This is a genomic window from Acidithiobacillus sp. HP-2 (assembly GCF_015100155.1).
In the GTDB taxonomy this organism is placed as follows: domain Bacteria; phylum Pseudomonadota; class Gammaproteobacteria; order Acidithiobacillales; family Acidithiobacillaceae; genus Acidithiobacillus.
Window position 1 is genome coordinate 15,352 of the sequence record NZ_JACKZA010000004.1, and the last position, 25,208, is coordinate 40,559.

At 54.1% G+C, this 25,208-nt stretch carries 25 protein-coding genes and 1 pseudogene; 14 read left to right on the top strand and 12 right to left on the bottom strand.

Annotated features, from left to right (window positions below; translation table 11 throughout):
* Positions 1 to 3 precede the first annotated feature (3 nt).
* The gene (locus H7F11_RS03870; protein ID WP_227485245.1) at positions 4 to 1,461 is read right to left on the bottom strand and encodes a leucyl aminopeptidase; all 1,458 of its coding nucleotides are present in this window, start codon (positions 1,459 to 1,461) and stop codon (positions 4 to 6) included.
* A 151-nt stretch (positions 1,462 to 1,612) separates the two neighbouring features.
* Between H7F11_RS03870 and lptF the strand changes: the two genes are divergently transcribed.
* The 5 genes and pseudogenes from lptF to H7F11_RS17190 form a co-directional block, all read left to right on the top strand.
* Positions 1,613 to 2,746, top strand: coding sequence for an LPS export ABC transporter permease LptF (lptF, locus tag H7F11_RS03875; protein WP_193649894.1), 1,134 nt, complete (start codon positions 1,613 to 1,615; stop codon positions 2,744 to 2,746).
* Entirely contained in the window at positions 2,733 to 3,806 is a 1,074-nt protein-coding gene (lptG, locus tag H7F11_RS03880) for an LPS export ABC transporter permease LptG (RefSeq protein WP_193649895.1), read from the top strand. The genes lptF and lptG overlap by 14 nt, the downstream gene beginning before the upstream one ends.
* A 124-nt stretch (positions 3,807 to 3,930) precedes the next feature.
* Positions 3,931 to 5,913 (top strand): dynamin family protein, encoded by a 1,983-nt coding sequence (locus H7F11_RS03885; RefSeq protein ID WP_193649896.1) that lies wholly within the window; start codon positions 3,931 to 3,933, stop codon positions 5,911 to 5,913.
* A 1,078-nt stretch (positions 5,914 to 6,991) separates the two neighbouring features.
* Positions 6,992 to 7,162, top strand: a complete 171-nt coding sequence (locus H7F11_RS16640) for a hypothetical protein (protein ID WP_193649897.1) — start codon at positions 6,992 to 6,994, stop codon at positions 7,160 to 7,162.
* Positions 7,163 to 7,177: 15 nt separating this feature from the next.
* A pseudogene (locus H7F11_RS17190) lies at positions 7,178 to 7,593 on the top strand (diguanylate cyclase domain-containing protein); the annotation flags it as partial.
* A 111-nt stretch (positions 7,594 to 7,704) separates the two neighbouring features.
* Here H7F11_RS17190 and H7F11_RS03905 read toward each other — a convergent pair.
* From H7F11_RS03905 to H7F11_RS03935, 7 genes are all read right to left on the bottom strand, one after another.
* The gene (locus H7F11_RS03905) at positions 7,705 to 8,037 is read right to left on the bottom strand and encodes a hypothetical protein (protein WP_193649899.1); all 333 of its coding nucleotides are present in this window, start codon (positions 8,035 to 8,037) and stop codon (positions 7,705 to 7,707) included.
* Positions 8,038 to 8,054: 17 nt separating this feature from the next.
* Positions 8,055 to 8,747 (bottom strand): glutathione S-transferase family protein, encoded by a 693-nt coding sequence (locus H7F11_RS03910; RefSeq protein ID WP_193649900.1) that lies wholly within the window; start codon positions 8,745 to 8,747, stop codon positions 8,055 to 8,057.
* The gene (locus H7F11_RS03915; protein WP_264674703.1) at positions 8,744 to 9,193 is read right to left on the bottom strand and encodes an EVE domain-containing protein; all 450 of its coding nucleotides are present in this window, start codon (positions 9,191 to 9,193) and stop codon (positions 8,744 to 8,746) included. The genes H7F11_RS03910 and H7F11_RS03915 overlap by 4 nt, the downstream gene beginning before the upstream one ends.
* Before the next feature lie 19 nt (positions 9,194 to 9,212).
* Positions 9,213 to 9,527 carry an iron donor protein CyaY gene (gene cyaY, locus H7F11_RS03920; protein WP_193649901.1) on the bottom strand — a complete coding sequence of 105 codons (315 nt, stop codon included), beginning with the start codon at positions 9,525 to 9,527 and terminating at the stop codon, positions 9,213 to 9,215.
* Positions 9,528 to 9,591: 64 nt separating this feature from the next.
* Positions 9,592 to 11,400, bottom strand: coding sequence for a DNA helicase RecQ (gene recQ / locus H7F11_RS03925; RefSeq protein ID WP_193649902.1), 1,809 nt, complete (start codon positions 11,398 to 11,400; stop codon positions 9,592 to 9,594).
* 23 nt (positions 11,401 to 11,423) lie between these two features.
* Entirely contained in the window at positions 11,424 to 12,260 is an 837-nt protein-coding gene (locus H7F11_RS03930) for a symmetrical bis(5'-nucleosyl)-tetraphosphatase (protein WP_193649903.1), read from the bottom strand.
* A gap of 4 nt (positions 12,261 to 12,264) precedes the next feature.
* Complete coding sequence (locus H7F11_RS03935; RefSeq protein WP_193649904.1) at positions 12,265 to 12,612, bottom strand: DsrE family protein; 348 nt, start codon at positions 12,610 to 12,612, stop codon at positions 12,265 to 12,267.
* A 239-nt stretch (positions 12,613 to 12,851) separates the two neighbouring features.
* Here H7F11_RS03935 and H7F11_RS03940 point away from each other — a divergent pair, with 239 nt between their 5' ends.
* The 3 genes from H7F11_RS03940 to rpsT all read left to right on the top strand — a co-directional run bounded on the left by H7F11_RS03940 (position 12,852) and on the right by rpsT (position 15,063).
* Positions 12,852 to 13,676, top strand: a complete 825-nt coding sequence (locus H7F11_RS03940) for an ABC transporter permease (RefSeq protein ID WP_227485232.1) — start codon at positions 12,852 to 12,854, stop codon at positions 13,674 to 13,676.
* Positions 13,673 to 14,704, top strand: coding sequence for an ABC transporter ATP-binding protein (locus tag H7F11_RS03945; RefSeq protein WP_227485233.1), 1,032 nt, complete (start codon positions 13,673 to 13,675; stop codon positions 14,702 to 14,704). Before H7F11_RS03940 ends, H7F11_RS03945 begins: the two co-directional genes overlap by 4 nt.
* Positions 14,705 to 14,784: 80 nt before the next feature.
* Positions 14,785 to 15,063 carry a 30S ribosomal protein S20 gene (rpsT, locus tag H7F11_RS03950; RefSeq protein ID WP_193649905.1) on the top strand — a complete coding sequence of 93 codons (279 nt, stop codon included), beginning with the start codon at positions 14,785 to 14,787 and terminating at the stop codon, positions 15,061 to 15,063.
* Positions 15,064 to 15,224: 161 nt separating this feature from the next.
* Here rpsT and H7F11_RS17080 read toward each other — a convergent pair whose 3' ends face one another.
* On the bottom strand, positions 15,225 to 17,207 hold the full coding sequence (locus H7F11_RS17080; RefSeq protein ID WP_193649906.1) for a UvrD-helicase domain-containing protein: 1,983 nt from the start codon (positions 17,205 to 17,207) through the stop codon (positions 15,225 to 15,227).
* 29 nt (positions 17,208 to 17,236) lie between these two features.
* Positions 17,237 to 18,076, bottom strand: a complete 840-nt coding sequence (gene lgt, locus H7F11_RS03960; protein ID WP_193649907.1) for a prolipoprotein diacylglyceryl transferase — start codon at positions 18,074 to 18,076, stop codon at positions 17,237 to 17,239.
* A 230-nt stretch (positions 18,077 to 18,306) separates the two neighbouring features.
* On the opposite strand from lgt, the gene H7F11_RS03965 reads away from it, so the two are divergent.
* From H7F11_RS03965 to H7F11_RS03990, 6 genes are all read left to right on the top strand, one after another.
* Positions 18,307 to 19,557 carry an NAD(P)/FAD-dependent oxidoreductase gene (locus H7F11_RS03965; RefSeq protein WP_193649908.1) on the top strand — a complete coding sequence of 417 codons (1,251 nt, stop codon included), beginning with the start codon at positions 18,307 to 18,309 and terminating at the stop codon, positions 19,555 to 19,557.
* A 124-nt stretch (positions 19,558 to 19,681) separates the two neighbouring features.
* Entirely contained in the window at positions 19,682 to 19,882 is a 201-nt protein-coding gene (thiS, locus tag H7F11_RS03970; protein ID WP_193649909.1) for a sulfur carrier protein ThiS, read from the top strand.
* A gap of 48 nt (positions 19,883 to 19,930) precedes the next feature.
* Positions 19,931 to 20,713, top strand: a complete 783-nt coding sequence (locus H7F11_RS03975; protein WP_193650032.1) for a thiazole synthase — start codon at positions 19,931 to 19,933, stop codon at positions 20,711 to 20,713.
* On the top strand, positions 20,706 to 21,284 hold the full coding sequence (locus tag H7F11_RS03980) for a hypothetical protein (protein ID WP_193649910.1): 579 nt from the start codon (positions 20,706 to 20,708) through the stop codon (positions 21,282 to 21,284). Before H7F11_RS03975 ends, H7F11_RS03980 begins: the two co-directional genes overlap by 8 nt.
* A gap of 6 nt (positions 21,285 to 21,290) precedes the next feature.
* Entirely contained in the window at positions 21,291 to 22,664 is a 1,374-nt protein-coding gene (gene mpl / locus H7F11_RS03985; RefSeq protein ID WP_193649911.1) for a UDP-N-acetylmuramate:L-alanyl-gamma-D-glutamyl-meso-diaminopimelate ligase, read from the top strand.
* On the top strand, positions 22,664 to 23,281 hold the full coding sequence (locus H7F11_RS03990) for a flavin prenyltransferase UbiX (RefSeq protein ID WP_193649912.1): 618 nt from the start codon (positions 22,664 to 22,666) through the stop codon (positions 23,279 to 23,281). The genes mpl and H7F11_RS03990 overlap by 1 nt, the downstream gene beginning before the upstream one ends.
* On the opposite strand, the gene H7F11_RS03995 is transcribed toward H7F11_RS03990, so the two are convergent.
* Together H7F11_RS03995 and H7F11_RS04000 are read right to left on the bottom strand one after the other, a co-directional pair.
* Positions 23,214 to 24,065: an ABC transporter ATP-binding protein gene (locus H7F11_RS03995; protein WP_193649913.1), complete on the bottom strand. Its 852-nt coding sequence runs from the start codon at positions 24,063 to 24,065 to the stop codon at positions 23,214 to 23,216. The two genes, H7F11_RS03990 and H7F11_RS03995, sit on opposite strands and share 68 nt — an antisense overlap.
* Entirely contained in the window at positions 24,065 to 25,171 is a 1,107-nt protein-coding gene (locus tag H7F11_RS04000; RefSeq protein WP_193649914.1) for an ABC transporter permease, read from the bottom strand. Before H7F11_RS04000 ends, H7F11_RS03995 begins: the two co-directional genes overlap by 1 nt.
* Positions 25,172 to 25,208 lie beyond the last annotated feature (37 nt).

Sequence of the window (25,208 nt, forward strand, 5' to 3'; positions counted from 1 at the left end):
CCCTCAGGCAGTTTGACGGGATCGGTTGAGAAGATATTCGACCAACAAAGCGACGGGTCGCCCGGTGGCACTCTTGTTTTCGCCGCTTTTCCAGGCTACGCCCGCAATATCCAGGTGCGCCCAATGGTAGTTTTCCGTGAATCGCGACAAAAAGCAGGCGGCTGTAATGGTTCCGGCAGGACGACCACCGACGTTGGAAAGATCCGCAAAAGGACTCTTCAGCTGTTCCTGGTATTCTTCAAAAAGAGGTAATTCCCAGGCGCGGTCCATGCTTTCCTTGCCAGCGCTGATCAGATCATGAACCAGCCCTTCGTGGTTACCCAATACAGCGGCGGTTTGGTGCCCCAGGGCAATAACACAGGCTCCGGTCAGGGTGGCCATGTCAATGACTACATCAGGTTCGAAGCGCTCAACGTAGGTGAGGGCATCAGCGAGAATCAGGCGACCTTCAGCATCCGTATTGATGACCTCAACTGTCAGGCCTTTCATGCTCTTGTGAATATCACCGGGTTTGGTGGCCTGGCCGTCGGGCAGGTTTTCAGACGCGGGAACTACCGTGATGATGTTCAAGGGTAGTTTCAGTTCGGCAGCCGCCTGGATGGCCGCAAGGGCCGCAGCACCGCCGCACATGTCATATTTCATTTCGTCCATTTTGTCGGCAGGCTTCAGAGAAATGCCACCAGCGTCAAAAGTCAGGCCCTTGCCTACCAAAACAATGGGGGCCTGTTCTTCGCTTCCTCCCCAGTATTCGAGAATAATCAGGCGTGGTTCCTGACGAGACCCCTGAGCAACACCGAGTAACAAGCGCATATTCAGTGCTTCCATGGCGTCCGGACCGAGGATGGTGCTTTTGATTCCAGTACGTTGCGCCATGGCTTCGGCCTGTTGCGCCAACCAGGTGGGGGTACAGATGTTGCCGGGTTCATTGGCCAGATCTTTCGCCCAGGCGACTGCCCGCGCGGTCGCCAGCGCTTCGGCACTGGCCTGTTTAATAACCGCTTCTTCTTCCGCGCCACCAGTCACATTCAAATGCAGATGGGTCAGGCTGTGCCGGGGCTTTTCCGATGGTTCCTTGTGATGATCAAACTGATAATCGGCATCCATGACCGCCTGCACCAGAATTTTGCTCAAAGCTGCGGGTGAGCGGCGGGCAACGGGTGTTTCCAGCAGATAGAAACTGACTTGGGTGATTTGCGCCTGCTGCAGGGCTTTGCCAGCACTTTGTACCGCTTTGCGAAATTTGCTGTCCTTGAGCTTGCCATGGGTACCCAGGCCCAGCACCATCACGCGCTGGGTAGCCAATCCGGGCAGCTGGTAGAGAATCTGGGTTTCCCCGCACTGACCACCGAAGTCTCCCATCTCTATAAATTTCTGCAGGGCGCCATTACTGGCTATATCGACCAAAGTGGCTGCAGGGCTCAGGATACCGTGTTCATAAACACCAACGACAATACAATCCATTTTGTCGGTACTGGGCTTGTGGGCATGAATGGCTATCTCCACGGTAAATCTCCTGATAATCTGTGACTGAGGAATTCAATATGAACGAAAGCGTACAAAGTAAGCCCCAATGGTGCCGTGAATCAAGTGATGGATTACAAGAGAATCATCCATGACCCGTATCCATCTGCAAATCATCCGAAATATTTCCGTCACCTTTCTGCTGACCTGTCTGGTCATTCTGGCCATTCTGGCGATTGGCCAATTGACCCAGCTGCTGAAGCAGGTGGCATCGGGGCAATTGCCGTTACCTGTTGTCCTGCAATTGTTGGGGCTGGCCGTACCAACACTGTTGGTGACGGTTTTGCCCCTTGCGTTTTTTTTCGCGGTGTATCTGGTGTTCAATAATTTGTATCGTTCCAATGAAATGGTGGCGATTCGCAGCACAGGCACCGGTTTGACAGGATTATTGCCTGCAGTAGCCGTGGTGGCTGGAGTCGTTTTTTGCCTGGAGCTGGGCCTGGCTTTGTCCTGGGCTCCTGCAGCCCAACGCACGCTTCAGTCTGAGTCCGAAAGGCTGGCCAATGTCGCCGCAGAAGCGATGCTGCAACCGGGTAGTTTCACCTCCTTATCGGGGGGGCGGGTCATTTATGTGGGTTCTGCCATCGGAAAAAATACACACCGTTATCATGAAATTTTTCTCTCCATCGCCCAAGGTGCACAATCAGATATGGCAACTGCAGCCTATGGAGAAATCAAACCGGGTGCTGATGGTGCTCTCAGTCTGGTACTTATTGATGGACAGCGCTATCTCGGTCAACCCGGACAAAATGGTTTCAAGGTGCTGTCATTTGCGCGCTACCGGGTGATGATTGGCAATTCCGCTACCAATGCTACCAACCAGGCTGGCGGAATCAGCTGGAGTAATGCTTCCTTGTCCCTGTTGGTGGATCATTTTTCTGGTCTGGACAGGCGTTATGCGGTGACGGAGCTGCAATGGCGTCTAATATGGCCTATTGCTTTGCCGCTTCTGGCATTGTTGGCTATACCACTGGCTTACAGTGAGCCGCGCGGTGGCGGAAGAGCCGCCGGGATGTTGCTTGGCGTTCTCTTCCTGCTGGCGATAAATAACATTCTGATTTATATAAAGGAGCACATGATGGCTGGCAAGATGCCGCTTTTTCCGGGATTTCTTTGGGTAGTGCTGGGCATCGCCTTGATCGCTTTTTATACTTTTCTACGTCGGAGTCGGGATTTGGGTCTGCTGCCTTTATTGTTCAGTCAGAGTGCGCATGAAACGCGCTGATCGGCTACTGTTTCGTGGCATGCTGGCGTACAGCGGTATTGTGTTGCTGTTGTTGTTGGCGCTGGTATTTATTGCCCAGTTGATTGCCAAAGCTTCGGGACCAGGACATGGCGTCTGGAATATGACGCGACTCATGCAGTACACAGCTTTGCAAATGCCCGAAGTCGCCTATGATGTTGTTCCTCTGGCCTTGCTGCTCGGTACCTTGGTCTGGATGAGTATTCTCAGTGGCCATTCCGAAGTGATTGCCCTGCGGATGTCCGGCTGGTCTCTATGGCGTCTGGAGCAGCCCTTGTTGCTGGTTGGCTTGCTGGGAACGGTGTTGATGTTCGTTCTTGGGGAATGGGTGATTCCGGTGACTGCTCCGGCATCTGAAGCTATGTGGGCCAATGCCAGTCAGCCCGGTGCCGGTTTTCATAATATGGGGAATGAGGGGCTCTGGTTGCGGCGTGATGATCAACTCATCCAGATTGGTGCAGTGGGTGATTCAGGCAAGGCGCTGCAGAATGTGCGCATAGTTTCACTAAGTACCGGGTTGGTGGGACTGAAGACCATGACCCGCGCAGCGTCTGCCCATTTTGAGGCGGGTCATTGGGTATTGCAGGATATTGAGCTGGCTACGATTTCGCCGCAACAGATACAGATGCAGCATGAACAAAGCTTACCCTGGAACATCAAAATGCCGCCTTCTACCCTCAGCAGCTTTGCCCATCCGACGCGCACCATGACCCTGCCCACGCTCTGGCGCAATTACCAGAGTTTGCAGACAGGGGCATTAAACATGAATCGTTTTGCCTTGGCGTTCTGGCGACGCTTGAGTTATCCGTGGGTAGGCCTGATCATGATTTTGTTGGCGGTCCCATTTGTCACCCGCAATCCCCGTGGTGGAGGGCTTGCCGCCAGAGTTATGGCTGGACTGGTGCTCGGGTTGGGCTTTCACTTTTTGACGGAAATGTCTGGTTATATCAGTGTGTCTGGAGGGATTAGCCCATCGATGGCTACCATTTTACCCATTGTTTTGTTTGCTATAATTGCTGGTTTCTTGCATCGTATTGTTTAAAAGAAAGTAGTTCTTAATCTTTTTTTTGTTGTGACGTTTCCTGATTGCATTATAATTGGCACCGATACGCCAAACTTGAATACTCCGATTTCGGATGGTCCGATAGTCGAATGGAGAGATTACTATGACCATACCCATGCTCGTTGATCATTTGCGTGAATACCATCAATGGCGAATGCGTATTGCAAATGCTGTGGATCAGCTTGCGAAGCTCTCTATAGAAATGGAAATTCTACCTAGCGGCACAATGTTACGCATGGAGAATCTTGCTCAGGAAATTGCCAGGGATCATTTACGTATATCGTTTTTTGGTGAGTTTGCCCGAGGTAAGTCCGAACTCATTAATGCCCTGTTTTTTTCGGATCTGGGCGCGCGTCTGATGCCCTCTGGTCCGGGACAAACTACCATGTGCCCTGTAGAGATTGCCTATACCCACATGACGCCTTCTTTGCAATTGTTGCCGATTCGCAGTAGAACTCTCAATGATTCAGTTGAAAAATTAAAAAAAATACGGGATCTCTGGACGATTTTACCATTGAATCCAGAAGACAAAAAAGACTGTGCAGAATGCATGACCCAACTGACAGAGACACTTTGTGTACCGATGGAAGAGGCACGTAGTTACGGATTATGCCCGCAAGTTAAAGAGTTTGGATCACAGTTAGAGACTGCTAACAGTGGCGACTGCGGAGAAGGGAAAGTTAGAATTTCGCGTTGGCGCTATGCGTTGCTGCAGTGGGTACATCCGGTGCTGGAAGCGGGGCTGGTTATTCTGGATACACCAGGCCTTAATTCATTGGGTAGTGAAGCAGATTTAGGGCTGGAGGTAGCCCGTGACGCTGATGCATTGATATTTGTGCTGAGTGCGGATAGTGGTGTAACACAAAGCGACCTGGCGATCTGGGAACAATCACTTGGGCGTCATGCCCTACAAAATCAATTGGTAGTACTTAATAAAGTAGATACGCTTTGGGATGATTTGCTGAACCCTGAACAGGAGGCTGATGCTATTTCTGCTCAAAGAGAAAAGACGGCAACGCGCCTGGGATTAAGTGTGGACCAGGTCATTGCCGTCTCCGCGCAAAAAGGCTTACTGGGTCGGATTCGTCAGGATGACAGTTTATGTGCTCGAAGTAGGCTAAAAGAACTGGAAGAAGCAATAGCGCAAATTCTTATTCCTGGAAAGCGTGAATCCATCCTGGAAAGCGCGCGGCGACTGATCAGAAGGGTAGTTATTGATCAGCGCGTTTTGCTGGAGGAACAAATAAGGAATCTGGGCGGTGAGATTGAGAGTATGGAGCGTCTGCAGGCACAAACTGGAGAGCAATTACCGCGTTTGCTGGAAAAACAGAAAAAACTCATGCGCTCTTTTGCTCGTGACCAGGATTCTTTTGTGCTGAAAGAAAGGGAGTTTCTGGAATCTGCAAATACCTGGTTATTACAGTCGCTTTCCATGGAACAGCTTGATCAGATTATCATCTCTGCCCGGACAGAATTGCTGGCCGCCTGGACTACTGTAGGTATTTATGACCGATTCTCAAAGTTTTTCGAGGAGACTATTGCACAATTTGACAATGCTCTTGAGCGGGCCAATCGCCTTTCGGCATTAATGCTGGATGCCTATCGGGTACTTGAACAACAGTATGGATTATCCAAACTGGATACCATTCCATATGTTATTTTGCCTCGGCGAGCCGAGTTGTTGGCGATAGCAGATCGCTATGAGCGTTTCGGTAAAAGACTGGAAATTGCTGCTTCCACACAAGGTTCGGTTGTTCGGAAGGCTTTTTTCTCACTAACACAGCAGATAGAGGATTTTGTAAAAGAAACGCAAAAAGACATACGTAATTGGGTTAACGAGTCTCTTGATTTAATGAATCGTCAATTGGAACTTTTTGCCGCACAATCTAAAGAAAAGTTGACTGCATTGGAGTCAATTGTGCATTCGTCGGCTAATATTCAGCCGCGTATTCAGTCGCTCAGTCAGCAAAGGCGGGTTAAGGAATCAAATTTAACTGCGCTGAATGATACTTATTATGGATTGGGTGAATTGCTGCAGATGGTCCCAGATGATAATTCTCAGGCAGCTCCTGCGGATGTTGTTTAAAAATAAAGAATTTTATGGTCCATTTCGTAATATGATTTTATGATAAAAATCACATTTTTATTATTTTTTTGATATTTTTATCTATAATTATTCGAATTCTTACAAAAAATACTAGACTTGCTAATGATTTTAAAGCGCAATCTTCTTTGCAATCTGCCTTGATCGAGGTGGATCGATTGTTGGGAACTCCCTGACACAGGATCTCTCTTTGACAACACAAAAGATGATGGAAATTCTGTCCAGATATCTGAATCATTCTTTAGTTTGGATCGGTGCGTTTAAAGCTGAGGATGATTCCTTCGGTATCCTGTCTCTGGCTGGATATCACCAATAAGTTGCCGTTATATCAAAAACTTACATCTGTACTGGCGGTTTTTATGGCTCTGTCCATAACGCACTAGAAAGTATTGTTGCTCAATATATGCCGCTTCTAGGAGACAATTCCTATAGAGGGTGGCCGATTGCTGATGATGAGATTTTTCATGCTAGTTTAAGTGTGCCTTATCGCAGCCTGAGTGGTGATAAGGGAATTATAGTTTTTTCTGCCAAAGAAAGTTGATCTGTTATCACCAAATCATACTTTGTGGATGCACCTTGCAGATGATTTCGCCGTGTTTTTGGAGTTGCCTGTCCTGAACAGAGATATGATGTTTCATCATATGTATTAATCACCTCGAAGGGTTGTATGCCTGAAATTTCCCTCAAGTATTGGTTGGAAAAACCTGGTGCGGTCCGACAATGGCTTCATGAAGTTGTCGAATGAATGCGTTATCGCGGTTGCGCTTTTTTTTTGATGAAGTAAGAGCGGATGCGTGTCTGGAAACTTGGCGAGATTCCGAGCCGACTATGAATAAAACTTCGGTTATTGGAGCCTGGCCTTTATGGGGTGATACTGGCTTGCAGGCAATTTTGTTCATAAGCAGCAATGATCCGGACTGTTTTAACAATAAGTTGTGTTTGGGAAACTGGTAAGACGTTGTTTCCCTCTCTAACACCACGGAAAGAAGCCACGTCAAATACCGACATCCCTGTTGCGCTCTTGCCAGTTCTTCGCAGTGCCAAATTGTGGAGTGTTCTCGTGGTCAGAGGCCAGTTGACCGAATATTTGAGTGAGGATGTTGCAGGACTTCTGCAGCGAGTCGCTTCATTATTAGGTCGTGGTTTAGATGAGATTGATCTGAAGCAAAAGCTTGCGGATGAACAAATTCGGCAAAGCTGGCTTGCAAGTCATGATCCATTAACTGGATAAATAAATCGTCGTGGGTTGGAAACTTACTTTTTCCATGCCATCTTGAGCGCTCAGCGCAATAGAACTTCGTTGGCTGTGTTACTTATTGATCTGGATGATTTTAAACCCGTCAATGATACCTATGGGCATGAAGCTGGCGATCGGCTTCTGGTCAGGGTGGCTGGTGCTTTGCAGGATGCCATACGCAATACAGATTTTCTGGTACGCCTTGGGGAGACGAATTTGATATTTTACTGGAGGGTCTGCATAAGACGGATGATCTGCTGCCGGTCTTGGATAATATTTACAAAGCCGTAGTCACGCCTTTCATGCTAGAGGCTGAAATTAAGGTATCGGTAGGCTGCAGTGCCAGACTGGCCTTGTATCCTGATGATTCAGCCACTCCGGACGGTTTGCTGCGCCATGCGGATGAAGCCCTGTATGTAGCAAAACGTAACAAGCAGATCCGCCCCCAATACTGGGTGAATTATCTGGATATTCTGGCGGCCGAAAAAATACGACTAGACAGCGGCTCTGGAAGGGCAAAATTTCTGCCCGGGACTTTACTGTCTTTGCCGGATGAGTTCCTGATCAAAGGCGTTATCCAGTTCCTGGGACAACTTGAGCACCTTGCGAAAAATGAAAGGGTCGGCATCGTCGGCCTGGGCGCGCAGCCGAAGGCGAGCCAGTCCGTCAAAACTGTGGGCACGGTCTACCGGATCAATCAAGGCCTGACATTGGTTTCCCTGGTAAATGGCGATAAGCACTTCCGCCGTCAGGGGGTCTTCCAACGTGTTGTTTTGGGCAGCCTGTAGGGCCTCTGCGGGACTCAAACCACCGAGAAGCGGATATCCCAGGTGCTGATTCAAAAATTCCACCAACTCTTGATAAGTCATTACTTACTCCAGTAAAGTCAAAGGGACTGGGTCATGCCGTCATTCAGCGAGATATTACAGGCATCAGCGACACGTTGAAAATAATATTGCAGATCCAAAGGAATGGTCACGCCATCCAGTAATCGGAGTAAATGCAGGTCGGCCGTCAGGATAATATCCACCAGTGACAAATCACCCGTGTAAAAGCGCTGCCGAGCCAGGATTTTGCCCAATTCGCGTAATCGTCCCCGACTCTCAAGTTGCTGATACGCGCCGTAGCGATCATTGGCCAACGCCTCGACAGACTGCTGGAAACGGCGTTCACATTCGTTCCGATAAAAATTCATGTCTTCTTCATCATGGCTGATTTCATCATAAGCAGGCAAAACCGGAGCGATCAGTCTTTCCAGCAGCGGCGTCAGGCTGTTGCGCCATTGACAAAAAGCCGCCCATTCCGGCTCGGCAATGCTCTGCTGCATAGGCAGAGTTTCGGGATAGAGCCGATCCAGTTCCGCCAATTCGGGCAGCGTCGCTTGCTGTTTATTGCCATTGGCATGGACCAGTACCGGCAAGTCCGCATAGTCCAGATCAAAAGCGGTTTCCTGGTCACGCAGGGCACAGGGATGATCTTGCCAGTGTAAATTTTTGGCGCTCAACACCATTCGCAGCATCTGCCCGGCAGTCGATGACCAACGGTGATAAAGGTGGATTTCGTGGGCAGAATCACTCATTGGCGACCATCGTCAACAAGGCTCAGCACATGCTGCCATTGACTTTGGGTGATGGGCAGAATGGACAGGCGGTTGCCTTTGCGTACCAGGGGGCTATCCGCAAATTCCGGCATGTTGCGCAGGCTGTCCAGGGAAATGCATTGCGTAAAACTACGCCGATAGGCAACGTCCACCAGATCCCAGCGGGGTTTATCAAGGCTGGAGCCCGAATCGTAATAATGACTGTGCGGATCAAACTGGGTGGGGTCTGGACGGGCGCTGCTGACGACTTCGGCCATCCCGACAATACCCGGTACCGCGACCCGGGAATGATAAATAAAAATGCCATCCCCCGGCTGCATGCCGCGCAGAAAATTCCGTGCCTGATAATTGCGGATACCGTCCCAGGGTTCCTGGCCGCGCGCCTTGAGATCATCCAGAGAAAAGGCTTCAGGTTCAGTTTTCATTAACCAGTAGGCCATCATTTCAGTCCAGATCGATGTGGTCATGTAAACGATGGCTGAGTAGCCGGCCCAGGGCGGTCGTCAGGCTTTCGCCCGTCTGGCTGTCCAGCCATTGATCATCTTTGGCCGAAAAGCGGGCGGGACCATCACTGCAGGCCAGCCAGATTTGCTGAACGGCCTCCTGACGATTGATGATAATCTGGCTGCCATCGGGCAGGAGCAGGGTGAGCACGCTGTCCACCAGATCACATTCCACATCCGCAGTGCGTTCCTCAATGCGGGTCAGCAATTCTGTCAGAGTGTTTTCAACGGCGACGGCAAAGCTTTTTTCGTTCATTCGGGTTTCCTCAAGTTCGGTCCTATGATGCGACCTGACCTGCTGCAGGGCAAGTTTTGATCCATCAGGACTGGCCTGCGTGATTCAGTAAAATGGCCAGAAACGATTCCCCATAGGCGGCGAGTTTGCGTTCACCAACGCCGGGCACCGTGGCGAGACTGGCCAGGGTTCGGGGGCGCAGGCGCAGCATTTCCATCAGCGTCGCATCATGAAAAATCACGTAGGGAGGTACTCCCTGGGTTTGTGCCAGGGCGCGGCGATGCTGACGTAAATCTTCCCATAGTGCTTTGTCACTGGCGGGAATTTCCTGGACCTTCTCTTTTTTTCGGGACTGGGTATTTTCGTGCTGGCGCAGGGTGAGGGTTTGTTCGCCGCGCAAAATGGGACGACTCAGCGGACTCAGACGCAAGCCACCATGTCCTTCGCTATCTACTTCAACCAGGCCCCGGAGTAACAGATGGCGGAACAAGGCGCGCCAGGCGTTGGCAGATAATTCCTTGCCAATGCCATAGACCCGGAGTTGATGATGGCCCCATTGCTGAATACGGGGATCATCGCGGGCAAGCAAGACATCGACCAGATACTGAACGCCAAAACGCTGGCCCGTGCGGTGTACCGCAGAGAGGGCTTTTTGTGCAGCGACGGTGGCATCCCAGGTGGCCGGAGGGGTCAGGCAGTTGTCACAATTTCCGCAGGGCTGGGCGAGGGTTTCGCCAAAATAACTGAGCAAAGTCTGGCGGCGACAGGTAACGGTTTCGCAAAGGGCGAGCATGGCATCCAGTTTTTGGCCTTCCATTTGCTTGCGTTGCTGGTCGGCTTCAGATTGCTGGATCATCTGCCGCAGTTGCACCACATCCTGCAGGCCATAATGCATCCAGGCTTCAGCTGGCAAACCGTCACGCCCCGCCCGACCGGTTTCCTGATAATAGGCTTCGATACTTTTGGGCAAATTGAGATGGGCCACAAAACGCACATTGGGCTTGTCGATACCCATACCAAAAGCAATGGTTGCTACGATAATGACACCCTCATCGCGTTGAAAACGCAGTTGATGGCGGCGCCGTTCATCTGCGGAAAGGCCGGCATGATAGGGCAGGGCGTCCAACCCTTCTGCCTGAAGCCATGCGGCAATTTCTTCGACGCGTTTACGGGAAAGGCAATAAACAATGCCCGCTTCACCATCATGGCGGTCGCGAATAAAACGCAGCAGGGCGTTGCGAGCACCCTGGCTGCTGCTGTGGATGTGGTAGAGGATATTGGGACGATCAAAAGACCGGGTAAAAATCCGCGCGCGTTGCAGTCCCAGCCGTTCGATGATTTCCAGGCGGGTTTTGGGGTCTGCTGTAGCCGTCAGGGCAATGCGCGGTATGGCTGGGAAGCGTTCGTGAAGAACCTTCAGTTGCAAATATTCCGGACGAAAATCATGTCCCCACTGGGATACGCAATGGGCCTCATCAATCGCGAAAAGATTGACCTGACATTGTTGCAGCAGGCGCAGGGTACGATCCTGCAGCAGACGCTCGGGGGCAATGTATAGTAAATCCAGTTGGCCGCTGCGCAGGGCTTCTTCGGTTTCGCGGATTTCCCGGGGCTGAATGCTGGAATTAAGAGCCGCCGCTGCAACCCCCGCCTGCCGCAAGGCATTCACCTGATCTTCCATCAGCGCGATGAGTGGTGATACGACCACACCAGCACCCGGACGGGCGATGGCGGGAATCTGGTAACACAAGGACTTGCCGCCCCCGGTAGGCATCAGCACCAGTGCGTCCTGGCCGCTCATGAGTGTGGCGATGACCTCCTCCTGAGGGGCTCGAAACTGTTCATAGCCGAAAGTATGGCGGAGGATTTCGAGAGAGGGCGTGATGGTGGGCATATCTGGTGAGCTGATGTTATTCCTTAGCTGCCGGGTTGGGCATAGGCGGGGCAATTGATCTGCTGAATCAGTGGCTCGGCGAGATCAATGCGCGCTGCGCTCAACTGGCGACCCCAGACGCAGCCGCTGTCCAGGGCCAGCAAGCGTTCATGCACCAGCAGACCCTGGGTTGCCCAATGTCCGCAGATAATAGCACCACTGCTCTGCCGCTCAAAAAACCATTGATGCCATGGCGCATACATATGCGCAAGGTCTTTCGGTGGGGTGCTGGGCCAGTTGAAACGACCATCTGCGGTGACATAACGGGCGCGGGTAAATACCGCCACCCGAAAACGCTGGGCGTCTTCTTCGTTGCGGCAATCTTCCCAGCGATCCGGAGCGGGTGCAGCCCACAATGATTTCAAAAAGCGTTTCCAGTGCGGGCCGCATAGTGCTTCCTGCACCTTCAAGGCATGCACTGTAGCGCTGGAAATATCCCAGTCAGGATGAATGGCAGCATGGACCATGGTCCAGCCCAGCTCTTCGTCATGATGAAGCAGAGGCTGCTGCCGTAACCAGTCCAGCCAGTCACCGGCATTTTTGTCAGCGAGGAGTGTCGCAAGGGTGTCACTTTTTTTGGCGGGAACAATACCTGCCCAGCGCGAAAGCGCATATAAATCATGATTGCCCAGCACAATCTGGAGGCGGTCCTGCCAGTTGAAAAGCTTTTTCAGTAATGGACGACTATCGGGACCACGATTCAGCAAATCACCCGCCAACCAGAGGCGGTCATGCTGCGCATCAAAGCCGATTTTTTGCAATAACGCGTTGAAGGGGGCACAACAACCCTGCACATCTCCCAATGCGTAAGTAGCACCCATGGTATTAAAGGGTGATGACCTGATCGGAGATTTTCATCTGGCGGACCAGGGTTTTCATGCTGGCCGCCTCAATGCTGGAGATGAGCAGGGATTTTTCAGACTGATGCAGCCATTCCAGGCCGACCACATATATTCGCTCACCCAGTTCCTGGAGTTCATGAATAAGATCCTGATGAACCAACTGTTTTGCCCCGATTTGCTCATCCAGAAAAGCCAGGGGGCAGGCTTCCTGAGCAAGAAAAATGCTGACCTCAACACCATCCGCCAAAGCCGAAGCTGCCATGCGCAGGCCGTGCAGAACAGGATTACCCTTTGCTTCGGGGTCGGATTTGAGGAGAATGGTCCAGTGCATTTCATCTGACTCTTTAATGGATAGCTAACTCTATTTACTCCATAAGCATAGCATAAAAAAGCCGGAATAATGTATGTACTATTCTACCTGGGCCTGGTGCTTGAACTATAGGCAGTTGCGGCGCTGGGCTGTTGCTGCAAGCTTGACCAGTTGGTGCGGTAGCGCTATAAACCCATTGGATATATTTGCTTGGGAATAACGTTAGGATTTACCCGGCACGACTTTTATGGGGAGGGGTATTGCGAAGCGCGGATCATGACCCAGGCTTTCCGGTCTATCGGGTGACAGCGGGTTTTGACCGTTTTCGCTGGATGGGGCCTGCTTTGGCGGGCCTGATATTTGTCTTTTTGCTGGCACCCTTTGCGGCGTTGATATTTGCGACTGACTGGCATGATTTTCATTTTGCCGAAGGGGATCTCGGGGCAATCCGGACATCCTTACTTTACAGTATGCTGGCGCTAATCATTTCCGTGCTGGCCGGAACCCCTCTGGCCTGGTGGCTGGCGCGCGGGCAGGGACGTGGTAAGTGGTTTTTTGATGCCCTGCTGATGTTGCCCCTGCTGACGCCGCCTCTGGCCTTGGGTATCTTGCTGAGCAGTTTTTATGGTCCCTATTCACCGGTAGGTAGCCTGTTCAGCCACGCGGGCATCTACCTCACCAATACGGCTCCGGCGTTTATCCTCGCCCAGATTTATGGTGCCATGCCTTATTACATCATCGCAGCGCGGGCAGCGTTTGAAGGCGTTCCCCGCGAACTGGAGCAAATCAGCCGGACATTGGGGCGCAACCGATTTCAGACTTTTTGGCGGGTCACCTTACCGTTGGCGCGCATTGGTTTGTCAGCCGGGGTGGCCCTGGCCTGGGTACGGGCCATGGGTGAGTTTGGCATTGTGTTGATTGTGGCGTATTTCCCTGAGGGAATTCCGGTCAAATTGTGGGTCAATTTGCAGGATATCGGTCTCAGTGCAGTTTACCCCTTGCTGTGGATATTTTTTCTGGTGGCTGTTCCCTTGCCGCTCTGGATTGGTTTGCGCGCCCGGCGGCAGACGCAGGCCATGTTTTGAAGCAATCTGCTCCCGCCCTGCACATTCGTTGTCGGATGCAGCAGCCTCTTGCCCTGGATATTAGCCTTCAAGTAAGAGGTTTCACCGTCCTGCTGGGGGTTTCCGGTGTGGGTAAATCGTCGCTGCTGAAGGCCATTGCCGGTTTGCTCCCGGCCCGGGTCAGTCCTTACGGAGATCTGATGGTAGAGCAACGTCCCATTGCTTATTTGCCCCAAGGATATGCGCTTTTCCCACACCTGCGGGCCTGGGAAAATGTCGCATTTCCCTTGCCGCGCTCTGCACATCGCCGTACGGATGCTTTGGTCTTGCTCCAACGGGTTGGTCTTGAAGATTTGGCGAATCGGTTTCCGTCTGAACTTTCCGGAGGCCAGAAACAGCGGGTGGCCCTGGCGCGGGCGCTGGCACGAAAACCTCAATTATTACTGCTGGATGAGCCCACTTCAGCGCTGGATATGGCGACCAGGGACGAGGTACTGGATGAATTGGTACGGGAGGTTCACGAATTCGGGATTCCTGTACTGGCGGTCAGTCATGACCCTCATCTGGCGATGCTGGCGGACCATATGGCTATTTTGCGCGATGGCCGTATTGTCCAGGAAGACACCCCCGCCGAAGTGTTTGCGCGGCCGCGTCATGTCGCTTCAGCCCGATTACTGGGTTTCCGTAATTTTCTATCAGGTCGGGTGGTTGACTCGGATGATGAATCACATCTGCAGGTAGCAGGTCCCGATTGGCAGTTGCAGGCCGATTGGCAGGCTGGTCTGTCGGTGGGGACTTCAGTACAACTGGCTTTGCGCGCTGAGGATATCTACCTGCAAGATGCGGGGGCAGCGCATTTTTGTCCCAATCATCTGTCGGTGCAGGTCAAGGCTTGCCGAAAAGAAGGTCTGAGCATGCGCCTTTATCTGGAAGGGCCTACCTCCCTGGAAATGCTGTTGCCCCGCCACCAGGCCGAAGCCGCACAGATCACCGTGGGAAACTTCCTCAAAGTCTGCGTGCAACCCCGGCATCTGCAGATAATCCGTTGACAATGCTGCAGGAAAGGGTCAAAATCCGCAGCTTCAAATTTCAGCAGTAATCAGCTACGCAAAGACACGGAGAGTAAAACTTGGCGAATACAGCTCAGGCGCGCAAGCGCGTGTTACAAAACGAAAACCACCGCTTGCGCAATGCCAGCATGCGTTCACGCCTGCGTACCTACGTGAAGAAGGTGCTCAAGGCCGTCCACGCTGGTAATCAGGAAGAAGCCCGCGTGGCCCTGCATGCCGCAGAATCGGTCATCGACAAGACTGCCGGTAAGGGTATCGTTCATCCTAACGCTGCTGCACGTACCAAGAGCCGTCTTTCTGCACGCGTCAAGGCGATGGCTAGCGTCTCCGCACACTGATTGCAGCGCGCTGTTGTCACTGAAAGGGGCTGTCCATTTGTGGATGGCCCCTTTTGCGTAAGCGTCATCCGGTGGGTGTCCTGGATGCTTTTTGTTCCTGCGATACGGTCATAGTTGCTGTAAAGCATCCGCGAACAACTGCTGACAGATGCAGAATGAGATCAGTTTTTACCAAGCATTTCGCGCAGGCGGGCAAAAGCCACGGCGGGGTCCATGGTCTCTTCCTCGCTGTCTGCACCCTGCCAGTCCAGGTGTTCCTTGGGAATTTCCTGCAAAAAGCGGGAGGCCTTGGGATTGGCGTCCTGACCATAGCGCCGCCGTTTGCGGCAGCGGCTGAGGGTCAGACGGAAGCGGGCGCGGGTCATTCCCACATAAAACAAGCGCCGCTCTTCGGCGATTTGTTCCGGGGTTTCACTGTTACGATGCGGCAGTAACTCCTCTTCCGCGCCCACCAGAAACACCTGGGGAAACTCCAGGCCCTTGGCGGCATGCAGGGTCGAAAGGCGCAGCACATCCCGGTCATCGTCTTCTTCCCGCTCCAGCACATTAAACAGCATCAGCCGGTTGAGAATTTCCACCAGTGTTTGCGGGCCATCTTCCTGCTCCTGCAGTCGTTGCATCCAGGCCAACAGTTCCTGAATGTTCTCCCAGCGCCGGGCTGCATCTTTTTCATCCCCTTCATTATGCAGATAGGGCAAATAGCCAATGTCATCGGGCAGGCTTTGCAGGGCTGGCATCAGCTCCGTTTTCTGGACTTCATCAGCTTTCAGGTTGACCCATCCGGCAAAACTGCGCAGGGCGTTGCGACCCTTTTCCGGCAGTTCCAGCCCATCTTCCCAAACCGCAGCAAACAGAGACAGATTCCGGGCCTTGGCAAACTCGCCCAGTTTTTCGAGGGTGCTGCTGCCAATGCCCCGACGCGGAGTGTTGACCGCGCGCAAAAAGGCCGGATCGTCATCAGGATTACTCAGTAAACGCAAATAGGCCAGAAAATCCTTGATTTCGCTGCGCTCAAAAAACGACAGCCCACCGGAAATCTGGTAAGGAATGCGGGCATTGCGCAAAGCCGCCTCAAAAGGTCGGGACTGATGGTTACTGCGATAAAGAATCGCATAATCCCGATACTCTCCCTGGCGCTGAAAACGGTCGCGGAGAATGGCGTTGACCACCTGTTCGGCTTCATCACTTTCATCGGCGCAGTTCAAAACCCGGATGGGATGTCCATCCCCCAGGGTGCTCCACAGGCGTTTTTCAAAGAGATGGGGATTTTGCGCAATCACTGCGTTGGCGGACTGGAGAATACGGCCGGTAGAACGATAATTCTGCTCCAGCTTGATGACTTTCAGGGCCGGATAATCCTGCGCCAGACGATGCAGATTGTCGGCTGCAGCCCCCCGCCAGGAATAAATACTCTGATCATCATCCCCCACAGCGGTCAGATTGTGACGCACTCCCAGCAAATTGCGGATCAGGCGATACTGGGCACCATTACTGTCCTGATACTCGTCCACCAGTAAATAACGGATACGATCCTGCCAGGCCGTGCGGGCTTCCTCGTTTTCCTGCAGCAGACGGGTAGGAAGCAGAATCAGGTCATCCAGATCTACTGCATTACAGGCACTCAGGGCACGTTGATAGGGTTTGTAGATGGCCGCTGATTCTTCCCCCAGCCGATCTTTCCCCTGCGCCTCCTGGGGCAGAAATCCGTCATTTTTAAAGCGCGAAATGCGCGCCTGAATGGCCTCTGCCAGATCGCTGGGACCATTGGCATCGCGCAGCAGGTTTCGCACCATGCTAAGGCTGTCTCCCGGATCAATGACGCTGAAGTTGTTGCGGTAACCCAGGCGTTCAATGTCCTTGCGCAAAATATCCAGGCCCAGACGATGAAAGGTGGATACCATCAGGCCCCGGCTGTTATGCCCCTGCAGGGATTGGCTGACCCGGCTTTTCATTTCGCGGGCGGCCTTGTTGGTAAAAGTCACCGCGCAAATATGTTTGGGGGCCACCTGTTGATCACGAATCAGGTGCACAATTTTACGCGTGATGACCCGGGTTTTGCCGGAACCCGCGCCAGCCAGAACCAGCAGGGGGCCATGAACATGGTGGACGGCCTCCAATTGCGGTGCATTGAGTTCATCAGCCACGGATCAGTAGCTCCTGAAAATATCGAAAATCAGTGTTCGCTGACGGTTTTGCTGAAGGCTGATGAGTTTGTTGCCGGCGGTGATTCGGCAAAGCCTCCCTTATACGCCCACCAGATAAGCACCGGGCCAAGAATAATCATCGGTACGGACAAGACCTGCCCCATGGTGAACGGGCCAAACACAAAACCCAACTGAATATCGGGTTGGCGGGCAAACTCAGCCACAAAGCGGAAAATCCCGTAGAACAGCACGAACATGCCGCCTATTGATCCGGCTGGGCGCGCTTTGCGGCTATAAATGGCCAGAATCAGAAACAACAACACCCCCTCCAGCAGAAATTCGTAAATCTGCGAAGGCTGGCGCGGCTGTGGTCCACCGGCAGGAAAAACCATGGCCCAAGGCAGGTGACTGACCCGGCCAAACAATTGATCGTTGATGAAATTCGCCAAACGCCCCAGCCCCAACCCAATGGGTACTGCCGGTGCAATAAAATCGAGGGTGGGCAGAAAACTGTGATCTTGATGAGACTTGGCAAACGCCCAGCAGGCCAGTACCACGCCCAGCAGTCCGCCATGAAAGGACATGCCACCATCCCATATATACAGCATCTTGATGGGTTCACTAAGGTAGTAGGGCAGGTTATACCAGATAATGTAACCCACCCGACCACCCAGTATGGCCCCGACTGCCACATAAAATTCCAGATCGACAACCTGTTCCTTGCGCCAGTTCCAGTGCGACATTTTGCCGCGCCGGATCAGCCACACCGTCGCAATGACAAAGCTGATGATTTCAAGTAATCCGTACCAGTGAATGGTAATGGGACCCAGGGGAAAACCAACGGTATTGATATCAGGAAAATGCAGCATGGGTGTCCTCACAATTTCCCGCAACCATGGCCGAGCCACTGCCTTCTGTCAAGTTGCAGCAAGCGCCAAGAAATCTAAACGAGCTTGGCTATTTTCGCATGGTCTTCTGTTTTGCAGGTGATTGGGGCAGAATCTCGCTTTAAAAGCCATTCAGAGGGAACCGTCATGGCAGAGAACGTGGAAGTTATGAAGCTTCGTTGCCCTCCACGCGGACGGGTGGAGCCGTACTGATGGCCAATCAACACGCCGTCATCGTCCTGGGTGCCGGCATAGTCGGCGTATCCATTGCCCTGCAGTTGCAACTGCGTGGTCGGCAGACTCTACTGCTCGACCGCCAGGGTCCAGGGGAGGGGACATCATTTGGCAATGCCGGACTGATCCAGCGTGAAGCGGTCATGCCGCATCCCTTTCCGCGTGCTCTGGCGCAGATGCTGAGTTACGCCCGCAATCGCTCGACGGAAGCCTATTATCGCGGCACCATGCTGCCCCGTCTGGCTATTCCCTTTATGCAATACTGGTACAACTCTCAGGAAGATCGGCATCGGGTCATTGCCCGCCACTATGCGGCCCTGATTACCCATTGCCTGGATGATCATCTGGCCCTGGCCGGTCTGGCCGGAGCGACAAACCTGTTTCGTGCCGGTGGCTGGTTGCAGGTTCATGCCCATGCAGAATCCCTGGACCATGCCCTGCAGGAAGCCGCCTACAAGGCTGAGCACTTTGGGGTCACTTATGAGGCACTGGATACGGCACAAGTGGCGCAGATGGAAGCGACTTTGCACCCCGGCCTTGCGGGAGGTATTCACTGGACCCAACCGCTGGCCGTCACCGACCCCCACGCCCTGACTCGCGCCTATTTGAATTACTTTACCCAACTGGGCGGCGAGTTTCGCACCGGCAATGCTGAAAAAGTGCAAAAAGAACACGCGGGATGGCGCTTACAAAGTGCACACGGCCCCATAGAAGCCGCCGAACTGGTGATTGCCCTGGGAGCCTGGTCGCCAGATATTACCCGCGCACTGGGTTTTCATCCGCCGCTTTTCGTGAAACGGGGCTACCACATGCATTACAGCCAGCCCGCTACGCCACTCTGCCACCCGGTACTGGACGCTGATCAGGGTTATGTACTGGCCCCCATGCAAAGGGGTATTCGCCTGACGACTGGCGCCGAATTCGCCGACCGCGACGCGCCCCGTTCCGCCATTCCCCTGACCCGCGCCGAAGCGCAAGCCCGGCGACTCCTGCCCAGCCTCGGCGAACGCCTGGACCCGGAAGCCTGGCTGGGCTCACGCCCCTGCACCCCCGACATGCTGCCCATTATCGGCCCCGCCCCTGGCTACAAAGGTCTCTGGTACGCCTTTGGCCACTGTCACCAGGGTCTGACCCTCGGCCCGACAACCGGACGCCTGCTGGCAGAAATGATGGACGGCGAAACGCCGTTTACGGATCCGGCGCCTTATCGGGCGGAGCGGTTTGTATAGATGCCATGGGGCTGAGCCAAGATCCAGCTAACTGTCAGAGGGTTTCCCATGAGATCATCATCTACCGGTGCATCTTTGCCCAGCAGGATTGACGCCCCTGCGGGGAGGTTCTAGCATCGCAGGCATGCTGATACAGGTAAATGGTGCGCCCCGTGAGGTGCCGGAGCAAATGACGGTGCTGGCGCTGCTGGCCGATTTGGGTTGGGCAGGGCGGCGGGTAGCGGTGGAGCGCAATGGCGAAATTGTGCCGCGCAGCACCCATGGCGAGGTCATGGTTGCGGCGGGTGACCGTCTGGAAATTATTCAGGCGGTAGGCGGCGGTTAATGGTTGGCGCTGCGGCATCAATCCCTATTTTGAGGTGAAATAATGACCATGCATAAAGATCCCCTGGTGATCGCGGGGCGTGCGTACCATTCCAGATTGTTGGTGGGTACGGGCAAGTACAAGGATTTTGCGGAAACCCGGGCGGCCGTAGATGCGGCCGGTGCGGAAATCATTACCGTGGCGCTGCGTCGGGTGAATCTTGGCCAGGATCGGGACGCCCCCAATTTGCTGGAGTCTTTGCCTCCGGATCAATTTACCATTCTTCCCAATACGGCGGGCTGTTATACCGCTGAAGACGCCGTGCGCACCTGTCGTCTGGCCCGTGAACTGGGTGACTGGAAACTGGTCAAGCTGGAAGTCATTGGCGATCCTCAGACCCTTTATCCAGATATGCTGCAAACCTATGAAGCGGCCAAAACCCTGGTTGCCGAGGGTTTTGAGGTGATGGTGTACAGCATGGATGATCCGGTGGCCTGCAAGGCCTTTGCGGAAATGGGCTGTGTGGCGGTGATGCCGCTGGCGGCGCCCATTGGTTCGGGGCTGGGGATTCGCAATCCCTATAATCTGCGCATTATCCTTGAACAGGCGACGGTGCCGATTCTGGTGGATGCAGGGGTGGGTACGGCCTCGGATGTGGCGGTGGCCATGGAACTGGGTTGTGATGGGGTACTCCTGAATACGGCCATTGCCGCCGCCAAGGATCCGATATTGATGGCGGAAGCCATGCGTCTGGGTGTGGATGCCGGGCGCAAGGCGTTTTTGGCAGGCCGGATGCCGCGTAAACTCTACGCCAGCGCCAGCAGTCCGGTGGAAGGAACCTTCTTTGAGTAGCAATGACGCGCTTGAAACCGCCCGTAGCGCCCCGCTGGACCACAACTACCTGGAGCAGGTGGAGCTGCTGGTCATGGGTTCTGTCCCCGGCAGTCCCATTCCGGATTATGCCGATGATTGGGAAGAGGCAGAACGCCTGATTGCCCGCCTTGGCGACCAGGGGGTTGGGGTGCGTCTGGAGTTTATGTCCGACGAAAACGGTCAGCGCTGGCATGTGTATATGGACTGGCAGGAACCCACCAGTCATGAGTGGCAGTTGACGGAAGTGGAAGAACCCACCGCTGCCCAGGCTGTTACCCGGGGCGCCCTGGTTTGGTATTACCAGCAGGAAATGGCCGCAGCCAGTGCCCAGCCTCCCGATGGTTGGGCGTATTTTGAGGTGGTGGAGCGTTTGGGCATGGCCCGGGACATGTTGGCCCGTTCTCTGGACGACCATCCGGTGCTGGCCGAAGAAGAAGCGTTGATGACCCGTTATCAGGAGTTGCTGGAAAAATTTTCTGCACTTTTTGAACTGGCCAATCAGATGCTTGATCAGCGTTTGGGCGCTCCATCCCGCAGTACCATGCACTAATCCCGCATGCATATTCACGTCCTCGGTATTTGCGGGACTTTCATGGGTGGAGTGGCCTTGTTGGCGCGTGCCGCCGGACATCAGGTAACGGGTTCTGATACCCACACCTATCCACCCATGAGCGAGCTGCTGGCCCGCGAGGGGATTGTGGTGCATGAAGGGTATGACCCCGCACAGCTCAATCCCGCGCCTGATCTGGTCATTATTGGTAATGCCCTGTCCCGGGGGAATCCCTGTGTGGAGGCGGTACTGGATCGGCAGATTCCTTATGATTCCGGCCCTGCCTGGCTGGCGCGGGAGATTCTCGCCAGTCGCTGGGTACTGGCAGTGGCGGGCACCCACGGAAAAACCACCACCACTTCCATATTGACCTGGATTTTGCAGGAAGCGGGACTCAATCCGGGCTTTCTGATTGGTGGCGAAGCGCTGAATTTCGGGATTTCGGCGCGGCTTACTGACAGTCCGTTTTTTGTGATTGAGGCCGACGAGTACGATACGGCCTTTTTCGATAAGCGTTCCAAATTCGTGCATTATCATCCGCGTACGCTGATACTGAATAATCTGGAATATGATCATGCCGATATTTTTCCGGATCTCGCGGCCATCATCACCCAGTTCCATCATTTGCTGCGGACAGTGCCCGGTACGGGGGCGTTGATCGTCAACGCGGCGGCACCCGCTTTGCAGCAAGTTCTGGACAAGGGCTGCTGGACGCCGGTGCAGCGTTTTTCTGGCGAGGGCGATTGGCAGGTACAACTGGATAGCCCCGATGGCAGGTGCTTCAGTATTGTGGAGCAGGGGCAGCTGCGTGGGCAGGTTAAATGGGATATGGCGGGAGTATTTAATGCCGAAAACGCTCTGGCGGCCTTGCTGGCGGCGCGGCATGCCGGGGTCCCTCTGGACGTGGGCGTAACCGCCTTGCGCCGTTTTCGGGGGGTGCGTCGGCGTCTGGAATTACGGGGCACAGCTGCCGGGGTGTCGGTGTATGATGATTTTGCCCATCATCCCACCGCCATTGCGGCGACCATTGCCGCCTTGCGCGGGCAGATGGGCGCTTCCGGTCGTTTGATTGCCGTACTGGAGCCGCGTTCCAATACCATGAAGCTGGGGACACATCAGCAGACTTTGGCTGCCAGCCTGCAGGAGGCTGATCGCGCTTTTGTTTTCGCCGCCGCCGATATGGGTTGGGATGTTCGCGCTGCCCTGGCGGGAACTGCGCAGGTGTACCCGGAAATGGACGACCTGCTGCAGCAGATTCTTGACGAATTACAGGCCGGAGATCAGGTTCTGGTGATGAGTAACGGGGCTTTTGCGGGCATTCATGGGCGGTTGTTGGCGGAACTGGCGCGCAGAAATACCGTCACAACAGGAGAAGCATAATGGCAGAACAGAGTCCGCAGGACCGTATTTGTGTGGCGATGACGGGCGCTTCGGGGGCCGCTTACGGTATGCGTCTGGTGGAGGTCCTGCTCACCGCCGGGATTCAGGTTTATCTGTTGATTTCCGACGCGGCGCGGGTGGTCTGCAAGGAAGAGCTGGGGCTGGATTTGCCGGAAAAGCCCGAGGGTGTCACCCGGTTTCTCAATACCCATTTTGGGACCGAGCCTGGTCTGTTGTCTGTTTATACCCCGCATGACTGGTATTCCCCCGTCGCTTCGGGTTCCAATGCACCCCGCGCCATGGTCATTTGCCCTTGCTCGGGAGGCACCCTTGCGGCTATTGCCCATGGTTTGTCCGATAATCTGACCGAACGTGCGGCAGACGTCATGCTCAAGGAAGGCCGCAAGTTGGTGCTGGTGCCCCGGGAAAGTCCGGTTTCGACCATTCATCTGGAAAATATGCTGAGTCTGGCGCGCATGGGGGTGCGGATTTTGCCCGCCAGTCCGGGTTTTTACCATCGTCCCCAGCGCATTGAAGATTTGGTGGATTTTATGGTTGCGCGGGTGCTGGATCAGATTGGCGTGCCAAACCAGATTGGTCGCCGCTGGGGAGAGTAGGCAGTTTGCCGGTGGCCCGGAGGCTGTTGAGTAATCTTTCGCCGCGTTCCCCATGAAAAAATGCCTGAATATAGGGATGGTCCACGGCCTGCACTTCACTGAGGGGACCCACGGTCAGTACCTTGTGGTCGGCCAGTACTGCCACCCGGCTGGCCGTGGCCGCGAGACTGTCCAGATCATGACTGACCATGACCACGGTAAAGCCGATATCCGCATGTACCTGCCGCAGCAGTGCATCAAAATCCGAGGCGGCAATCGGATCCAGTCCCGAGGTGGGCTCGTCCAGAAAGAGAATTTCCGCTTCCATGGCCAGCGCCCGCGCCAGGGCCACGCGCTTGATCATGCCACCCGAAAGCTCGGCAGGCAGCTTCCACGCATCTTTGGGCTGAAGCCCGACCATCTGTAATTTCAGGGCCACCAGATCATTGATTTCGGTGCGGGTCAGGTGTCCCCACTCGCGCAGGGGAAAGGCAATGTTTTCGAAAACGGTCAGGGCGCTGAACAGGGCACCTTGCTGGAAAAGTACGCCCCAGCGCTGGCGCAGGGCAATTTGTTCACGCAGGGTCAGGGTTTGCGGATTTTTGCCGAGTATGGTCAGCTTGCCATCGGCAATGGGGACCAGGCCCATCATGGCCCGCAACAGGGTGGTTTTGCCGGTACCACTGCCCCCGACAATGGCGAGAATTTCGCCGCAGTGGACTCTTAGGTCGAGATTGCGGTGAATCCAGTAGTCTCCGAAGCGGGTACCAATATTATCCATGATGATGGCATCAGGCCTTTCCATCAGCTAATCCCCGTATTGGCAAATACCAGCGCGAGGATGGCGTCAATGAGAATCACCAGGGTGATGGAGAACACCACGGAATTGGTGGTTTCCCGACTCAGGCTGGTGGTGTTGGGCTTGACTTTCAGGCCATGAAAACCGGCAATCCAGGCAATCAGTATGCCGAAAACGGCGCCTTTGATAATACCCAGCCATAAATTGAAACTGGGAACGGCGACGGGCATTTCCTGAATGAAATAGTGGTAGCTGATGCCCAGATTAGCCTTGGCGACCAGCATGGCGCCGAGAATCCCCACCATGTCCGTCCACAACACCAGCAATGGAACCACAAGAGCCAGGGCGATGACCTTGGGTAACACCAGGCGACGAATGGGGGGGATACCAAAGGTGCGCAGGGCATCGAGTTCTTCGGTGACGCGCATGGCCCCGATCTGGGCGGTAAACGCCGAGCCCGAACGGCCGGAAAGAATGACTGCTGTGATCAACGGTCCAAACTCCCGCAAAATACTCAGTCCGGCAATATTGACAATGTAAATGTTTGCCCCATATTGGGCCAGAGTGGAAGCCGACTGAAAGGAAATCACCACACCGATCAAAAAACCGATGAGCGTCAAAATAGGCAGGGAACTTGGGCCGGTGCTGACAATGGTGGCGGATATTTCCCGCCAGGGAAAGCTGCGGGGATGCCGCAAGCCGCGCCCGAATTCCAGCAGTAGCGCACCCATCAACAAAAAAATCCCCCAAAGATCACCGCCGGTTTCGATGAGAAAAGCACCGAGGGCGTCCAGAAGCTGAAAGGGATGGCGCGGGGGATGGGTGAGTGGCTGCAAATCTGCCAGCCGCGAAAATATGGCCTGATGCGCATCACCTAACTGGAGGTGTTCTGGGAAGCGGTTCCCCCAGACCTGCCAGAGCAGCAGCGCACCAGCACTATCCAGTGCCTCCAGATTGCGTAAATCCCAGAGCAGGTCGGCGTGAATGTTGCCCAGCATTTTTTGCTGTTGGGCAAAACTGCCGCCCAGGCGGCGCAGGGTCCAGCGACCGCTCAGGGTAATGGTCTGCTCCTGAAGGTGCCAGCGAGGTTCTTGGGGATTATGGTCGGTCATGCGCGATATGGGCTTTTATCGGATATTCCTTGGGTTA

Excerpts from the sequence above, each read along its gene's own strand:
- H7F11_RS03965 (WP_193649908.1), top strand. The coding sequence starts at position 18,307 with ATGGCCAATCAACACGCCGTCATCGTCCTGGGTGCCGGCATAGTCGGC.
- H7F11_RS04000 (WP_193649914.1), bottom strand. The coding sequence starts at position 25,171 with ATGACCGACCATAATCCCCAAGAACCTCGCTGGCACCTTCAGGAGCAG.
- lgt (WP_193649907.1), bottom strand. The coding sequence starts at position 18,076 with ATGCTGCATTTTCCTGATATCAATACCGTTGGTTTTCCCCTGGGTCCC.
- recQ (WP_193649902.1), bottom strand. The coding sequence starts at position 11,400 with ATGCCCACCATCACGCCCTCTCTCGAAATCCTCCGCCATACTTTCGGC.
- H7F11_RS03935 (WP_193649904.1), bottom strand. The coding sequence starts at position 12,612 with ATGCACTGGACCATTCTCCTCAAATCCGACCCCGAAGCAAAGGGTAAT.
- H7F11_RS03990 (WP_193649912.1), top strand. The coding sequence starts at position 22,664 with ATGGCAGAACAGAGTCCGCAGGACCGTATTTGTGTGGCGATGACGGGC.
- cyaY (WP_193649901.1), bottom strand. The coding sequence starts at position 9,527 with ATGAACGAAAAAAGCTTTGCCGTCGCCGTTGAAAACACTCTGACAGAA.
- H7F11_RS03975 (WP_193650032.1), top strand. The coding sequence starts at position 19,931 with ATGCATAAAGATCCCCTGGTGATCGCGGGGCGTGCGTACCATTCCAGA.
- H7F11_RS03885 (WP_193649896.1), top strand. The coding sequence starts at position 3,931 with ATGACCATACCCATGCTCGTTGATCATTTGCGTGAATACCATCAATGG.
- thiS (WP_193649909.1), top strand. The coding sequence starts at position 19,682 with ATGCTGATACAGGTAAATGGTGCGCCCCGTGAGGTGCCGGAGCAAATG.
- H7F11_RS03905 (WP_193649899.1), bottom strand. The coding sequence starts at position 8,037 with ATGACTTATCAAGAGTTGGTGGAATTTTTGAATCAGCACCTGGGATAT.
- lptF (WP_193649894.1), top strand. The coding sequence starts at position 1,613 with ATGACCCGTATCCATCTGCAAATCATCCGAAATATTTCCGTCACCTTT.
- mpl (WP_193649911.1), top strand. The coding sequence starts at position 21,291 with ATGCATATTCACGTCCTCGGTATTTGCGGGACTTTCATGGGTGGAGTG.
- H7F11_RS03915 (WP_264674703.1), bottom strand. The coding sequence starts at position 9,193 with ATGAAAACTGAACCTGAAGCCTTTTCTCTGGATGATCTCAAGGCGCGC.
- H7F11_RS03930 (WP_193649903.1), bottom strand. The coding sequence starts at position 12,260 with ATGGGTGCTACTTACGCATTGGGAGATGTGCAGGGTTGTTGTGCCCCC.
- lptG (WP_193649895.1), top strand. The coding sequence starts at position 2,733 with ATGAAACGCGCTGATCGGCTACTGTTTCGTGGCATGCTGGCGTACAGC.
- H7F11_RS03870 (WP_227485245.1), bottom strand. The coding sequence starts at position 1,461 with ATGGATTGTATTGTCGTTGGTGTTTATGAACACGGTATCCTGAGCCCT.
- H7F11_RS03910 (WP_193649900.1), bottom strand. The coding sequence starts at position 8,747 with ATGAGTGATTCTGCCCACGAAATCCACCTTTATCACCGTTGGTCATCG.
- H7F11_RS03995 (WP_193649913.1), bottom strand. The coding sequence starts at position 24,065 with ATGGAAAGGCCTGATGCCATCATCATGGATAATATTGGTACCCGCTTC.